Origin of the sequence: Corynebacterium sp. MSK195 (assembly GCF_030228885.1) — a bacterium.
Lineage (GTDB): Bacteria > Actinomycetota > Actinomycetes > Mycobacteriales > Mycobacteriaceae > Corynebacterium.
Genome location: NZ_JASPGT010000002.1, coordinates 254,673 through 270,247 on the forward strand (window position 1 = coordinate 254,673; position 15,575 = coordinate 270,247).

Below are 15,575 nucleotides of genomic sequence, written 5' to 3' on the forward strand. Positions count from 1 at the left end.
ACGACAAAGAATCTGAACTGAAGGGCACCAGATTTTGTTCTGTTAGAGAAGATAAATACCCACTAGCACAAACACTAACTTCGTTGATCTAAGCAGGCGGTCTTAATGGGGTTGACCAGGTCGCTTCCGAGGCTAAGGATAAGCTCTTCGATGCTGCCGAGGGTATGAAGGATAAGGCCAACAAGGTTATCGGCGGCCTGAAGGACGACTAATCCTCGGCCTCCTCGTCTCTGTCTCTGCACATCGCTGCGCTGACACTCTGCTGGCGCAGCGAATTTATTGATCAAGAGTACGTGCGCATCACGAAACGCGGTGACGTGTCCGAGCAGCAGAAGGCTATCCCTTCGAAAGCGATTGTTGGATAGAGCCCAACCGTAGTGTCATAACCACATCCCCAATTCCAACTTTCCCGGAAGCAGCGTCAGAGGCTTTTAATGCCCAGAAGTACGCAAAGTAAAAATCCGCCCAGGTTCACCCAGAGACACGCATTATCATGTCGATTTGCCCCTTGCTTTCATCTTCTCTAGGGAAACCAGCAGCTAAAACCATAAATCAGAACATATGCTTTAGCATATGTTCTGATTTATGGCGGGCTCGGCGAGTGCACTGATTTACCCTCACATTGCGTTGTTTACACGTTTTCAATGCTCATTATAAAAAAGGGTTCAAACGGAATTCGTGTAGGCGCAATCAAGGGCTATAAAATATCGCATTCCTTGCATCGAAACCTGTACATCCAGAGAATTGCCTTGGATTGGCGGTAACAGGTACTAGATATGCGTTAGTAAGATTAGCGCGCGTTAATGTCGCTCCACGAAGGTCTGACTCGCTAAGAATTGCGTTCGTAAAATCTGCGTCGGTGAAATCTGCCGATTTCAAGTTAGCCCATGCCACCATGGAGCCGCGGAAAGAGCATCCTTTACATATGCTTCCTTCGAGATTGATATCCGTCAGGTCATAGTTGGACATATCTTTTCCGGAAATGTCTTTACCAGCGAGTCCCGTGACCCACGTTTGGGGCATTGCTCTATACATCTTTTACGTGGTCCGATCTGTTTCGATTGTGGAACTGGCCTATGGCCAACAATATAAATGCGTTTAAAAATACGTTTACTAGAGACAACAAATCGATGTAACCATGACCTAACCCTAGAAATCCTGATAGACCTAGGACAAACGCTAGACAGGTGCTTAAAGAGGCTGCAATAAAAACCCATTTAGCGGTGGTTGTTCTGTACCTGTATAACGCGCACCAAATAATTAGGGTGATTCCAATTAAAACAAGAACTTTGCTATTTTCCATGTCTACTCACAGTGAAAAGCGAAACTGTATTTCTTCTCTCTAGCATCGAGTTGCATACGGGGGTGCTGTTGCAAAGTTGGGTGGAGAACCGCGAACACTCCTTTCTTCGTCGCCTGGCCAGCATTATGTCCCAGCCTGCTTAGATATTCTGGAAGATGTTGTTGAGGTATTTCACCTGCCGGTGTTCCACTGTTGGCGGGCAGATTCCCTCTGACTTCAACTCGGCGATTGCCCTGGCTAGGCAGGGTGCTTTATCGGTGTTGATCACTCTGGGATACCCGGCTGACGCATTGGATCTGACGGCCTTGGCCAGGAAACGCTTCGCTGCGGCCACGTTCCGCTTCGGAGAGAGGTAAAAGTCCAGGGTCTGACCACCGGCGGTGATCGCCCGATAGAGATAGCACCACCTGCCGCCGACCCGGATATAGGTCTCATCCACCCGCCAGGAACTGGCCTGCCAGTCAGGTACCTGCCGGTACCACCGTGTTTGCTTGTCCAGCTCAGGGACGTATTTCTGAACCCAGCGGTAGATCGCGGTGTGATCGACCGGCACGCCCCGCTCGGTCATCATTTCCTCCAGATCGCGGTAGCTCACCCCGTAGCGGCAGTACCACCGCACCGCCCACAGAATGATGTCACGGGGGAAATGACGACCGGAGAAAATACCCATGGCTGTGATTATTTCACGTCACTCTTCCTACTGCCCCAACTTTGCAACAGCACCCACTGATCCGCCTTCGTTCAACTACGAACGCGGGGAGCACCTCTCGATCGCGATCTGGGGGGCGTTGAAGCAACGGTAAGGAGGGAGGCGTCGGCAAGCGCTGCTTAAAGCAACGCTATGTTGGCGCCTTCTTGGGCCTTTGGCTCAAGATATGCAACAACCCCCGCCTCCCTGCATGGCGTGCGTGCTGTGAGGAGCGGGGGTTGTTGGTGCTTGGTTTAAAAGCGAATACTAGTTAACGCGGCCGGTTTCCTTGCGGTACTTGCGGTAGTAGCGGCGGCCGTAGTGGACGGTGCCTACTGCGGCGATGGCCACAATGACCAGGGAGATGATGCCGATGATCATGGTCAGGGTGTAGTCACCCTCGCCTGCGGTACCCAGCGGGGTATCCCACACGCCAAGGCCCCAAATGATGATGCCGGCAGCCGGGAGGCAAGACAGGATCAGACCCATGCCCACCCAGGTGGAGGTGCGAAGAAGGGAAGAGTGAGGAGCACCGAAGGATACTGGATCGTAGCCCTCAATGTAGGTGTCCTGAATCTTGCCGGAGAACTCCGGGTAGGTCTCGCTGGTGTAGTCAGCGACTGCGTGGGTGTTATCGCTCATGGCGGAGTCTTTCTGTCTTTCTCTCGTTCCTAGTATTCCTACGGAATAACCTTAGCTTAGTCGTCCTTGCCACGGAAAGCAGCACGTGCACGTTCGCGGGTAACCGCAGAAACTGCGGTCAGCGGAACGCCGGCCGGGCAGACATCGGCGCACTCACCGTAGAGGGAGCAGTGACCAAAGTTGGCTTCCAGGTCGTCGACCATGTTGCGGGCACGGCGGCCACGCTCTTCCTTGCCCAGCGGCATGAGGGAAAGGTGCACCAGCTTCGCGCCGGTAAACAGGTGAGCCGCACCGTTCGGGCAGGCAGCAACGCAGGCACCGCAGCCAATGCAGGCAGCGTGGTCCAGCGAGTACTCGGCGGTCTCGTGGTTGAGGTGCATGGTATCCGCATCCGGAGCAGTACCAGCGTCCATGGAGACGTAACCGCCCTGCTCCATGACGTGATCCAGTGCCGCGCGGTCCACGACCATGTCCTTGATGACCGGGTAGGCAGCAGAACGGAATGGCTCCAGCTTGACGGTCTGGCCATCGGTGAAGTTAAACAGGCGCTGCTGGCAGGCAGGGGTGTTCTGGCCTGGGCCGTGCGGGCGACCATTGACGGTCAAACCACAGGTACCGCAGATGCCCTCACGGCAGTCGGAAGCGAAAGCGAAGGGCTCTTCGCCGCGCTCAATGTAGCCCTCGTTGACGTGGTCCAGCAGCTCCAGGATGGACATCTGCTCAGAGGCGTCATCCACCTGGACGGTCTCGAAGTGGCCTTCTTGGGTCGGTCCGGCTTGACGCCAGATCTCAAGTGTCAGTTTCATTACTTGTAGTTCCTTGTCATCAGCGGGATCGAATCAAAGTACAGCGGCTCGGCGTGGCGGATGAACTCGTTCTTATTTGCGCCCGGCTCCCATGCGGAAACGAAGCACCAGTTCTCATCGTCACGTTCTGCCTCGCCGTCCTCGGTGAGGTGGTCCTCGCGGAAGTGAGCACCACAGGACTCATCGCGGTCCAAAGCGTCAACACACATGAGCTCGCCCAAGTCCAGGTAGTCGGCAACGCGCAGGCCGTATTCCAGGACCTGGTTCATGTCATTGGCCTCGCCCGGGATGCGGACATTAGCCCAGAAGTCCTCGCGCAGCTCGCGGATCTTGGTGATGGCGGCCTTGAGGTCTTCGACGTTACGGGACACACCGCAGCCGTGGTAGAGGATATCGCCCAGCTGGCGGTGGTAGTAGGACGGACCGTGCGGGTTCTCTCCGCGCACGCCCATGAGGCGGTCGATGCGCTCCTGGGACTGTGCCAGGGTTGCCTGTGCCTCTGGGGAATCCTCCGCCAGCTTCTCCTCGTTGAGGTGATCAGCCAGGTAGTTCGGGATGGTAAACGGCAGGGTGAACCAGCCATCGACGGAAGCCGAAAGCAGGGAATTTGCACCCAGGCGGTTAGCGCCGTGGTAGGTCCAGGAGCACTCACCGGCGGCAAAGAGGCCGTCGATGGAGGTCATCTCGTTGAAGTCGGTCCACAGGCCACCCATGGTGAAGTGGCAGGTCGGGGCGATGCGCATCGGGGTCTCATAGGCGGACTCACCGATAGCCTCTTCGTACATCTCGATGAGGTTGGAGTAACGCTCGCGGATCTTGTCCTTGCCCAGGCGCTCGATGGCGTCGCGGAAGTCTAGGTACACCGAGTTGTGCAGCGGGCCAACGCCCAGGCCGGCGTTGATCTGCTGGGAGATGGCACGGGAGGCAACGTCACGCGGAACCAGGTTGCCGAATGCCGGGTAGCGGCGCTCCAAGAAGTAGTCGCGCTCTTCTTCCGGAATGGTATTCGGGTCGCGGTCGTCGCCCTCCTTCTTCGGGGACCAAATGCGGCCGTCGTTACGCAAGGACTCCGACATCAGGATGGTCTTGGACTGCCAATCGGAGTTGACCGGCAGGCCCGTCGGGTGGAACTGCACGAAGGCTGGGGAGGCCAGGTAGGCACCACTGTCATACGCACGCATCATGGCGCTGGCATTGGAGTTCTTTGCCAGTGTGGACATGTGGTAGACGTTGCCGTAGCCGCCGGTACCCAGCACAACTGCGTGGCCAGTGAAGGCCTTGAGCTCACCGGTAATCAGGTTGCGGGTAACGATGCCGCCGGCGCGCTTCTTACCATTGTCGTTGTAGACGATGATGTCCTGCAGGTCGTTGTGAGCGAAAAGCTCCACGTTGCCCAGGCCAATCTGGCGGTAGAGCGCCGAGGTGGTGGACAGCTGCAGCTGCTGACCTGTTTGGCCACGGGTGTAGTAGGTACGGGAGACCTGCACGCCACCGAAGGAACGGGTAGCCAGGGTGCCGCCGTACTCGCGAGCGAATGGGGCGCCGATGGCGTTCATGTGGTCAATGACGCGAACGGACTCGTTTGCCAGGCGCCAGCAGTCGGACTCGCGGCAGCGGTAGTCGCCGCCCTTAACGGTGTCCTTGGTGTGGCGGTAGGCGGAGTCGTTGTCCACCTTCTTGGCACGAGAGGCGTTGACGCCACCCTGCGCGGCAATGGAGTGCGCGCGGCGCGGGGAATCGTGGTAGGTGAATACCTTTACCTTGTAGCCCAGCTCGCCCAGTGCGGCCGCAGCGGAACCGGCGGACAGGCCGGTACCAACCACGAGAACCTCAAACTTGCGGCGATTCAGCGGGGAAACCAGCTGCATGTGATCCTTCTGGTGGGACCACATATCTTTCATCGGCACGCCGTGCGGCTCGTGGGATTCCAGGATGTTGCCGGCAGATACGCCCGGAACGATGGACTGTGGGTGCGAGAACTTAGGGTGCTCGCGCTTGAGTTCAGTATTAGTCATGGGTTTCTAACTCCTTTAGCTGACCAAGCCCAGGGCAACGGACAAAGGCATAACGATGTTGCCGATGCAGACAACGGCCGGGATGACGTACGCCAAGATCAGGAAGGTCTGACGCCACTTCGCACCGGTGATACCCAGGTCAGAGGCGGCAAGGCGAATGCCGTGGGTGAGGTGCAGGAACAGGAAGCACATAGCGATCACGTACACGATGGTGACCGGCCAGCGGCTGAAGGTGGCGATCATATTGGCCTTCACCGCGCCCTCTGCAAAGTCGCCGGGGGCGAAAGGCTGCACGCCCAGGGTCAGGTCCAGCAGGTGGAAGATGATGAACAGCAGCAAGACGATGCCGGTGACCAGCATGGACTTGGTAGCGAAGGAATCAAGGCCGCCCATCAGGTTGCTGCGGCGGAACTTGCCGCGGGACGCCTTAGAGCGTGCGGTCAGGGCAAATGCACCATAGATGTGGGCGAGGATGGCAACCAGCAGGATGGCGCGGATAATCCACAATGCACCCTCGTGCGGGAACAACGGCTCGCCCATGGAGCGCAGGAATGCGCCGTATTCATCCAGCGCCTCTTCGCCGCCGTGCGCCGGCAAGTACAACTTCAGGTTGCCGGCCATGTGGCCAACAACGAAAAGGGCAAAAAGCAGGCCAGTGACGGCCATAATGAGCTTCAGAACCCAGGAGGGCACTCCCGGCTTCTGACGGATTGGTTCGTTAGTGATGTGGCCGTGAGCTACTGCCTCACGGTCCGGATTTCTTAAAGTCATGACACCTCCATTGTCGCCCTCACTTTAACTGGGCTTAACCGCTGGTTACTAGTCAATTCCTGCAGCGTTTCACCTAACGGTACGGCGGTACGGTTAAAGTCAGAATTCTCTTAGGTAAGGGTTGCCTTAAAAGCCTCCGGGCAAAACGTCACTACCTTGGCGGCTCGGAATTCCGCAATATTGGCGTTGCGTAATTCGCCCCAGATTTGTGAACTTGGTCACCCAGTGTTGCCAGAGTGACCGCCTTACCCCTTTATGTGTCAAACTTTCGCATGAAACCCACATGTAGCCCACAGGCGGGTGAACATTCTTCGCAAGATCTTTGCAATTAGGGTGCACACCCGCAGGCCAGCCAGTAACCTTGCCGGCATGAGTAAGACGTATGTGGGATCCCGCCTTCGCCAGCTTCGCCGTGAGCGCGATCTCAGTCAGGCTTCCCTTGCCGCGACGCTGGGTCTCTCCGCCAGCTACGTCAACCAGATCGAGCACGACGTCCGTCCGCTCACAGTCCCAGTGCTCCTGCGCATCACCGAGGTCTTCGGCGTCGATGCCACCTTCTTCTCCCGTGACGATGACTCCCGCCTTCTTGCCGAGATCCAGGACGTCATCCAAGACAAGGAGCTCTGCCCCTCCCCCGTCGAGCTGCAGGAGCTCTCGGAGCTGGTCTATAACCACCCCACCGTGGCTCGCACGCTGGTAGACGTCCACCGCCGCTACCGCAATGTGCGCGATAAGCTCTCGCTGGCCACTGATGCCCGCCGCACCACCGAGGCCACCCAGGCCCTATCCATGCCGCACGACGAGGTACGCGACTTCTTCTACGCTCGCCAAAACTACTTGGACAACCTGGACCACCATGCAGAGCAGCTTGCCGACGCCCTCTCGGTCACCCACTTCGGCATTCGCGACACCGAACACGCCCTGGCCCAGCGCCTGCGCGATCGCCACAACGTAGATATCCACATCACTTCCCAGATGGATGGCACGCTACACAGCTTTGACCGAGAAACCGGCGAGTTCCGGCTCGCGTCGCGCCTGAGCGAAGGTCAGCGCGCCTTCCGCATGGCCGCGGAGCTGAGCTTCCTCGAGGCCGGGGACGATATCGCTTCCCTAGTAGAGGAGGAGCCGTTCACCTCGGATGCTTCTCGCAACCTCGCGCAGCGCGGCTTGGCCAGCTACTTCGCCGCCGCCACCGTGATGCCCTATGAACTGATGCATTCCGAGGCCGAGCGCTCCGGCTACGACGTGGAATACCTCTGCCAGGTCTTCGGCGTGGGCTATGAATCCGTGGCCTCCCGCCTGTCCACCCTGCAGCGCGATAACCTCCGCGGCATTCCTTTTACTTTTGTTCGCGTCGACCGCGCCGGCAATATGTCCAAGCGCCAATCCGCCACCGGCGTGCACTTTTCCAATAACGGCGGCACCTGCCCGCTGTGGAATGTCTACGAGACCTTCACCCAGCCCGGCATTATCTCCCGCCAGCTGGCCCAAATGCCCGATGGTCGCAACTACCTGTGGATTTCGCGCGCCGTCCAGCACCACCAGGGGCGCTTTGGCGATACCGATAAGCTCTTCGCCATCGGCCTAGGCTGCGAAGCCCGCCACGCCGACCGCACCGTCTACGCCGAAGGCCTCGATCTCACCGATCTCTCTACCGCCACCCCCATCGGCTCCGGCTGCCGCACGTGCCCGCGCGAGAACTGCGCGCAACGCGCCTTTCCACCCATCAACGAGGTCATTAGCGTCGACGCCCACCGCTCCGCCGTGGCACCGTACTAACTCTGCCACCCAGGTGGACTGCACATAGAAAAGCGGCACCGCGGTCCGCCTCCCTCCAACGAGGGGAGCGAACGGTGCGGTGCCGCTGGCGTCGCGCTCTATGGCGACGTCGGCAAGCAGCCCTGCTTAGAGGTTAATCATGTGGCCGCCGATGCCCTCGGCTGCTTCCTTCATGGCCTCAGAGAGGGTCGGGTGGGTGTGAACGTTGCGGCCGATTTCCTCAGCGGTGAGGTCGAAGCGCTGCGCCAAGGTCAGCTCCGGCAGCAGCTCGGATACGTTGGAGCCCACCATGTGGCCGCCGATGAGCTCGCCGTACTCGCCGTCCGCGATGAGCTTGACAAAGCCGGCGGTCTCATTGAGGCCAGCGGCCTTGCCGTTAGCGGAGAACGGGAAGGTAGCGACCTTGATATCGCGGTCCGCGAACTTCTCCTTGGCAGCTTCTTCGGTGTAGCCGAAGGAAGCGACCTGCGGGTTGCAGAAGGTAGCGCGCGGCATATTCATGTAGTCACCCAAGAGCTGGGTCTCCACGCCGGCGATGGTCTCTGCGGCGACAACGCCCTGGGCCTCAGCAACGTGGGCGAGCTGCAGCTTCGCGGTGACGTCACCGATGGCGTAGATGTGGTCGACGTTGGTGCGCATGGTGTCATCGATGGCAATAGCGCCGCGCTCGGTGAGCTCAACGCCGGTGTTCTCCAGGCCGAAGCCCTCGGTGCGCGGGGCGAAGCCGATGGAGATCATGGCACGGTCCACGGTGAGGGTGTCCTGCTTGGAGCCGTCCTTGGACTCCACCTCAACGGTGACATTATCGCCGTTGTCCTTCACGGAGGTGGTCTTGTAGCCGGTCAGCAGCTTGACGCCGAGCTTCTTGTACTCCTTGGCAATGGCCTTGGAGACGTCCTTGTCCTCGTTCGGCAGGACGCGGTCCATGAACTCCACGATGGTGACGTCTACGCCATAGTTGGACAGAACATAAGCAAATTCCATGCCGATGGCGCCGGCGCCGACGATGACCATGGATTTCGGGGCCTCATCGTTGAGGATCTGCTCCTCGTAGGACACGATGTTGCCGCCGAGCTCTACGCCCGGCAGGGACTTGACCACGGAACCGGTAGCGATGATGCAGTCATCGAAGGTGACGGTCTTGCCCTTGTCATCACCATCGGTGATTTCGATGGTCTTATCGTCCTTGAAGGAGCCAAGTCCGTTGATTTCGGTGATCTTGTTCTTCTTCATCAGGTAATGGACACCCTTGACGATGCCCGCGGAAACCTTGCGGGAACGCTTGTGGGCAACACCGAAGTCGAAGGAGACATCGCCGGAAATGCCGAAGTCCTTGGCCTCGTGGTTGAAGGTGTGGGCAACCTCAGCGTTCTTCAGCAGCGCCTTAGAAGGGATGCAGCCTACGTTGAGGCAGACACCGCCCCAGTACTGCTTCTCGATTACGGCAACTTTCTTACCAAGCTGAGCTGCACGGATGGCGGCCACGTAGCCGCCAGGGCCCGCGCCGAGTACTACTACGTCATAATGTTCATTAGTCACGCCCTTTAGGATACGTAACTTTCCCCTCCATGTCGCGCATTGGGTCACACTCTTATGCCCGAGTACCCCACGCTTCGGGGGGTAAAACGCACAAAGGCCCTGCACGGCGGCGTCGGCAAGCACGCGACGCCCCCACGCAGGGCTATGGGCTCGGTGTTTTAGAACAGGCCGAGAGCCAGTGCAGCGGTGGAGGACATGGAGGAGCCGGCGTGCAGGAACTGGCCCAGAACTTCGTTGATGGCTACGAGGATGGAATCGAAAATGTTCATTATGCTTCTTTCTGTGTTTTTACTTGCCTAGAGCGAGGGATGGGCTCGTGAATGGGCCCGCATTATTCACACGTTTAGTACTAGCGGAGATTGTAGCGCCACCGTTACATACGCTCCGTGTTCAGAATTATGACACATAAACCACATACGTCACAGGTTTTGCTACATTAAAAGGGCTATTAAGGCATAGAGTCTTGCTAACACTCCCGCTTTGCGGAACGATACCTACTGAGAAGATTCTCTTAACTCGAGGAAGCTAAAAATATGCATACTTTGCGCTCTATCGGCTCCAGCGTCGCAGGCATCGCCATCGCGGCAGGAGTCCTCTCCGCCCCTATCGCCTCCGCCGTCGAGCCGGCCGAGATCCAGGGTGACGCCACCCCGTCCACCATCCGCGAGGTCAACCTCACCGACCCGGCAGATCCGGAAAACATCAACTACGCCATCACCACCAAAGGTGATAGCCGCGTGGTGGATATTGCCGGCCTAAAGGATAAGGACAAGTGGAAGGGCTATGCCTTTGGCCATAAGAGCAAGGCTGGCAAGCACTACGGCAACCACGTTAAGACCCTGACCGCCACCTCCGCCGCCATGGGCGGCCGCGAGGTTCCGCTGGCGGTCATCACCCCAGACGGCGACTTTGAGAAGAAGCGCCCCACCCTGTACCTGCTCAACGGCGCCGGCGGCGCTGAGCAGGGCATGGACTGGCTGACCGCCACCGCCAACCATGACATCGACCCTGAGACTGAGGGCGTGCAGGACATGGTGGACTTTTACACGTCCAAGGACGTCAACGTGGTCATCCCGCAGGCCGGCGCCTTCTCTTATTACACCGACTGGGTATCTTCCCCGAATAGCGGCTACCTCAAGGGCCCACAGAAGTGGGAAACCTTCCTCACCAAGGAGCTACCGGACGCACTGGAAAAGCACATCGGCGGCAATGGCAAGCGCGGCATCGCCGGCATGTCCATGTCCGCTACCTCTTCCCTGCTGCTGGCAGAGCACAACCCGGGCTTCTACAACGCCGTGGGCTCCTTCTCCGGCTGCGCTGCCACCTCTCGCCCGCTGCCACGCCTGTACACCCAGCTGACCGTCAACCGCGGCGGTGGCTCGGCCGATCAGATGTGGGGCGCTATGGGCAGCGAGTACAACGTGTACAACGATGCCCTGGTGAACGCTAACCCGAATAACCTGGGCAAGTCCGAGACCTATGTCTCGGTCAACTCCGGCCTGGGCGGCGCCAATGACTGGGGTGTTCCGGGGTCTTCCACCCTCATCGTTGAAGGCGGCGTCATCGAGGCCGCGATGAACTCCTGCACCCATGACCTCAAGGCCAAGATGGATTCCCAGGGCATGGACGCGGACTGGAACTTCCGCAATACCGGCACCCACTCCTGGCCGGGCTGGCGCAATGACCTCTTCACCTCCTGGGCAACCTTCGAGCGTGGCTTTAACAAGGATGCTGCAGAGGCACCGGCCGAGCCGGAGGTAAAGCCCAACGAGCTCTCTATCGAGGCACCGCAGGCTGAGGAAAATGCGCAGGTTAAGGACGCCCCGAGCGCCGCTGACCAGTCCCCGGACAAGGACTTTGTCGAGGGCATGGACGCAGAGGGCGCAGCGGCCGCCGAGGCTGCTGTCGCTGCCGAATAATCAGGAATTCATTAACTACAGGAAAGAAGCACTATGAAGCGCCTTAGCTCCATCCTTGCCGGCACCGCAGTGTGCGCAGGCTTGGCCTGCGCCCCAATGGCGGGGGCCGCACAGCTCACCCCGCAACAGGTAGCGGGCAACGCCGCCCAGTCCACCCTGGCCCCGCTGGAGGTCACCCCAGAGCTGGAGCAGCAGACTTGGTACCAGAAGTACAAGGACGATCCGCGCGTCGAAAAGCTGCAGGCCACCTCCCCAGCCATGAACGGCCGTAAGATTCCGCTGGCCGTCATTCGCGCAACGGATGAGAACCGCCCGACCATCTACCTGCTCAATGGTGCAGGCGGCGCGGAGCAGGACATGGACTGGCTGAAGCTTTCTGACGCCGTTGATTTCTACCATTCCAAGAACGTCAACGTGGTCATCCCGCAGGCCGGCGCTTTCTCCTACTACACCGACTGGGTATCCGAGCCGAACTCCAAGTATCTCAAGGGCCCGCAGAAGTGGGAGACCTTCCTCACCAAGGAACTGCCGGGCGCCATCGAGGGCCATATCAAGGCCGATAACCACCGTGCCATCGCGGGCATGTCCATGTCCGCCACCTCCTCCCTGCTACTGGCAGAGCACAACCAGGGCTTCTACGACGCCGTGGGTTCCTACGCCGGCTGCGCGGCCACCGCTTACCCGGTAGAGCACAAGGCCGTTGAGCTCACCGTCAACCGCGGCGGTGCGACCACGGAGCAGATGTGGGGCCCGTTCGGCTCCCCCACCAACCGCTACAACGACGCGATGATGAACCACGAGAAGCTGCGTGGCACGGAGCTGTACATCTCTTCCGGTTCTGGGTTGGCAGGCAAGGAGGATACCTTCTCCTATAACGTGGCTAAGGGCTACAACCCTGCTACCGCTGCTTTGGGCTCCGCTCAGCTGCAGGTGGAAGGCGGCGCCATCGAGGCTGGCGTGAACTACTGCACCCACAACTTTAAGGCCAAGCTGGACCAGGCTGGCATCCCAGCGACCTACAACTTCCGCAATACCGGCACCCACTCCTGGCCGCACTGGATTGCGGACCTCAAGGATTCTTGGCCGGTCTTCGAGCGCGCTTTCAATAAATAAGCTCGTTTCTTTCCGCGGCTAAAAGGGCGGTAGGCTTGCAGCATTATGAAGTTGCTTCCTACCGCCCTTTCGCGTGCCCACACTGATCCTTATACCGGCGTGGATTTTAACCTCGGTTTCGAGGTTTCCCACTACACGCTGGATCTGACCTACCGCGTGGAGCCCAACCTACTTCAAGGCGAGGCTACTTTGGCCATCCGGGCCGACGAGGATTTAACGTCGCTGACCCTAGACCTAGGCGGGGCGATGGTGGCTCGGCGCGTGACCGCAAAGGGTGCGCCGCGGGTGGCTAAGTTCCGTCAGTCTTCCGGCAAGCTGCGCCTGCGTTTTGCTGAGGAGATTGCCGCTGGTACGGAATTTGAGCTGATTATTCGCTATGGCGGCAGCCCGCGGCCGATCCGCACCACCTGGGGCGAGATTGGCTGGGAAGAAACCGAATCCGGCTCGCTGGTGGCCAGCCAGCCCAACGGCGCGCCGAGTTGGTTCCCTTGTGACGATACGCCGTCTGAAAAGGCGCACTATGACATCATCATTACGGCCGATGATCCCTTCATCGTGGTATCCAATGGTGACCTCGTCTCCCGCCGGGCGGGCGGCTCCACCACGCGGTGGCACTACCGCACCCGCGAGCCCATGGCCACCTACCTGGCGACGGTCCAGGTAGGCGAGTTCTCTAATTTTGATTTGGGGCCTTCCACACGCGCCTGGGCACCGGCCGAGCTGCGCGAGCGCGTGCTCGATGAGTTTGCCCAGCAGCAGGAAATGGTGGACTTCTTCTCCTCCATTTACGGCCCTTACCCGTTTACGGATTACCAGGTGGTCATCACGGAAGATGAGCTGGAAATACCGCTGGAGGCGCAGGGCCTGTCCATCTTTGGCTCTAATCATATTAAGGGCGATCATGCCTTTGAGCGTCTTATTGCCCATGAGCTTTCCCACCAGTGGTTTGGCAATTCCGTCGGCCTGGGCGAGTGGAAGGATATCTGGCTCAACGAGGGCTTTGCCTGCTACAGCGAGTGGCTATGGGGCGAGCACAAGGGCGAGACCACCGCGCGCGAGGCGGCACGTTCCCACTACAACGTCCTGGGACGCAAGGCGCAGAACCTCACCGTTTCCGATCCGGGTGCGCGCGACATGTTCGATGACCGCGTGTATAAGCGCGGCGCCTTGACCGTGCACGCCATCCACCGCCTGCTTGGCGACGCCTTCTTTACCACCCTCCGCAGCTACCTCACCGAGCACCAGCATTCGGTGGTAGAGCCTTCCATGCTGCTGGATTCCTTCCGCGCCGCCGCTCCTGACGCCGCGCTTTTCGACGCCACCGTAGACACCTGGCTTAACCAGAAGGCCCTTCCTCCCTTCCCGAGTTAGTGGTTTTGGCCCCGTTTTGTGGGGTTTTCCTGCGTTTGTTTGGGGAATGTCTAATCTATTGACCAGTCCCTTCTTTCCTGTTGACGGGGTGTTTTATCTGGGTAAGATAGAACATGTAAACGAAAAGGAAGGGAGGGATCATGCAGACCACCAAGCACGCGGAGATAGACTCCGCCATCGCGCAGGTTGCCACTGGGCTCACCCAGCTGCGCAGCCTCATGCAAGATCCCTCCGATCTGTCTTTCGAGCTTCTTCATCCTCATTTCGAGCACTTGGAGCGGGCGCTAGGAAATAAGTCCACTATCGACGCCGCCTTCGCTTTCATCGCGGAGCGGGATGACGCCGGCCGCCGCGTTGGTTCCTCCAAGGCCAAGGACTACCTGACCACGCGCCTAGGTCTTACCGATGCCGAGGCCGCCGCCCGCCTCCGCAATGGACGCAATCTCTTCGCACCCATCCCCGATCCGGAGCCGGCTCCCCCTGCGGACCCCGATGCTGACGAGGCCGCACGCGCCCGAGCCGAGGAGGAATCCCGCCGCCGCGCCGACCGCGAGCGGCGCGAGGAGGAGAAGCGCCGCAAGAAGCTCTTTGAGGAAGAGCCTATCCCCGAGCGCATCCTCAACCTCATCGAAAACGAGTTGCGCAGCCTCAGCAAGTACGCCATCCCTGGCCCGAGCGAACTGCGCAATCAAGCTCTCGAGCAGGCCAAGCGTCGTTCCTTCGACTCTCTACGAGAGTGGCTGCGCAAGGCCATCCGCAAAGCGAATAAGCACGCTCTCAACCCAGCCGGCGAGCCCGATCCGCACGCCGCTACCCGCAAGCGCCGCTTTAGTATCTCCCGCCAAGATGCTGACGGCGGCGTGCACATCTCCGGCTACCTCGATGCCTCCGCAGCCGCCATCCTCGCCAGCGCCTTCGCGCCCGCAAAGAATAAGGGCAGCGCGGACCTCAGCCCCGAGGACGATACCCGCACCTATGCCCAACGCATGGCGGACCAACTAACCGCCGCCCTGTCGAGCTACCTTTCCGCCACCCAAAAGAACTCCGACGGTCTCGGCTCCTTCTTCGTCGCCACCACATTGGAAGAACTGGAGGCAATGGGCGGAGATACCCGCTTCGCCACCAGCACCGGCATCGAGCTCACTCCGCTCGACTTCCTCCGCCTGGGCGGCGCGCAGCACGATTTCTTCTGTGCTGTGGACGACAAGGGCTTCCCCCTCGAGCTTGGCCGCACCAAGCGCACCGCTTCTCTGTGGCAGAAGCTCGCTCTCGCAGCCTCCGAGCTCGTCTGCACGCACCCAGAGTGCCACCGCCCGTGGCAGGACTGCGACGTCCACCACCTCCAAGCCTGGTCCCACGGTGGTGCCACCGACCTCAAGAACCTCACTCTGTTATGCCGCCGGCACCACGTGGACAATAACGATTACCGCGATGGCCGCAACGGAATGGGACACGCCGAACGAGACCTCGACACGGGCCGGGTAGGATACCGAGCCGCCCACCCCGACGGCCTATCGCCCACCGTGAAGGTCAACGAGCACCCCGCCGCGGAACAAGCCCCGGCCCGCAGGCTCACCGATCCGCCTTCGCCACCGCCGCCACCCCCGGGCGCGGCCTGACCGGGGCCCG

General features: G+C 59.7%; 11 protein-coding genes and 1 pseudogene. 5 read left to right on the plus strand and 7 right to left on the minus strand.

The window, feature by feature from the left end; all coding sequences use genetic code 11:
- Positions 1 to 690: 690 nt before the first annotated feature.
- The 6 genes and pseudogenes from QP909_RS11885 to QP909_RS03155 form a co-directional block, all read right to left on the minus strand.
- Positions 691 to 1,035 (minus strand): pentapeptide repeat-containing protein, encoded by a 345-nt coding sequence (locus tag QP909_RS11885; protein WP_350309213.1) that lies wholly within the window; start codon positions 1,033 to 1,035, stop codon positions 691 to 693.
- A gap of 416 nt (positions 1,036 to 1,451) precedes the next feature.
- Positions 1,452 to 1,973 (minus strand): annotated as a pseudogene (locus QP909_RS03135) (IS6 family transposase); the annotation flags it as partial.
- Positions 1,974 to 2,258: 285 nt separating this feature from the next.
- Positions 2,259 to 2,633, minus strand: a complete 375-nt coding sequence (locus QP909_RS03140) for a hypothetical protein (RefSeq protein WP_284766099.1) — start codon at positions 2,631 to 2,633, stop codon at positions 2,259 to 2,261.
- A gap of 56 nt (positions 2,634 to 2,689) precedes the next feature.
- Positions 2,690 to 3,439 (minus strand): succinate dehydrogenase/fumarate reductase iron-sulfur subunit, encoded by a 750-nt coding sequence (locus QP909_RS03145; protein WP_005323073.1) that lies wholly within the window; start codon positions 3,437 to 3,439, stop codon positions 2,690 to 2,692.
- Complete coding sequence (locus QP909_RS03150) at positions 3,439 to 5,454, minus strand: fumarate reductase/succinate dehydrogenase flavoprotein subunit (RefSeq protein WP_201802305.1); 2,016 nt, start codon at positions 5,452 to 5,454, stop codon at positions 3,439 to 3,441. Before QP909_RS03150 ends, QP909_RS03145 begins: the two co-directional genes overlap by 1 nt.
- A gap of 15 nt (positions 5,455 to 5,469) precedes the next feature.
- Entirely contained in the window at positions 5,470 to 6,225 is a 756-nt protein-coding gene (locus QP909_RS03155; RefSeq protein ID WP_284766100.1) for a succinate dehydrogenase cytochrome b subunit, read from the minus strand.
- 369 nt (positions 6,226 to 6,594) lie between these two features.
- Here QP909_RS03155 and ramB point away from each other — a divergent pair, with 369 nt between their 5' ends.
- Positions 6,595 to 8,004, plus strand: coding sequence for an acetate metabolism transcriptional regulator RamB (gene ramB / locus QP909_RS03160; RefSeq protein ID WP_284766101.1), 1,410 nt, complete (start codon positions 6,595 to 6,597; stop codon positions 8,002 to 8,004).
- 126 nt (positions 8,005 to 8,130) lie between these two features.
- Here the strand turns inward: ramB and lpdA are convergent, their stop codons facing one another.
- Complete coding sequence (lpdA, locus tag QP909_RS03165; RefSeq protein ID WP_005327177.1) at positions 8,131 to 9,543, minus strand: dihydrolipoyl dehydrogenase; 1,413 nt, start codon at positions 9,541 to 9,543, stop codon at positions 8,131 to 8,133.
- A 533-nt stretch (positions 9,544 to 10,076) separates the two neighbouring features.
- On the opposite strand from lpdA, the gene QP909_RS03170 reads away from it, so the two are divergent.
- The 4 genes from QP909_RS03170 to QP909_RS03185 all read left to right on the plus strand — a co-directional run bounded on the left by QP909_RS03170 (position 10,077) and on the right by QP909_RS03185 (position 15,565).
- A complete protein-coding gene (locus QP909_RS03170; protein WP_284766102.1) occupies positions 10,077 to 11,462 on the plus strand; it encodes an alpha/beta hydrolase in 1,386 nt (461 codons plus the stop codon).
- 33 nt (positions 11,463 to 11,495) lie between these two features.
- The gene (locus QP909_RS03175) at positions 11,496 to 12,575 is read left to right on the plus strand and encodes an alpha/beta hydrolase (protein ID WP_284766103.1); all 1,080 of its coding nucleotides are present in this window, start codon (positions 11,496 to 11,498) and stop codon (positions 12,573 to 12,575) included.
- A gap of 45 nt (positions 12,576 to 12,620) precedes the next feature.
- Positions 12,621 to 13,946 (plus strand): M1 family metallopeptidase, encoded by a 1,326-nt coding sequence (locus QP909_RS03180; protein ID WP_284766104.1) that lies wholly within the window; start codon positions 12,621 to 12,623, stop codon positions 13,944 to 13,946.
- A 140-nt stretch (positions 13,947 to 14,086) separates the two neighbouring features.
- Positions 14,087 to 15,565: an HNH endonuclease signature motif containing protein gene (locus QP909_RS03185; RefSeq protein ID WP_284766105.1), complete on the plus strand. Its 1,479-nt coding sequence runs from the start codon at positions 14,087 to 14,089 to the stop codon at positions 15,563 to 15,565.
- The last annotated feature ends 10 nt before the right edge of the window (positions 15,566 to 15,575 follow it).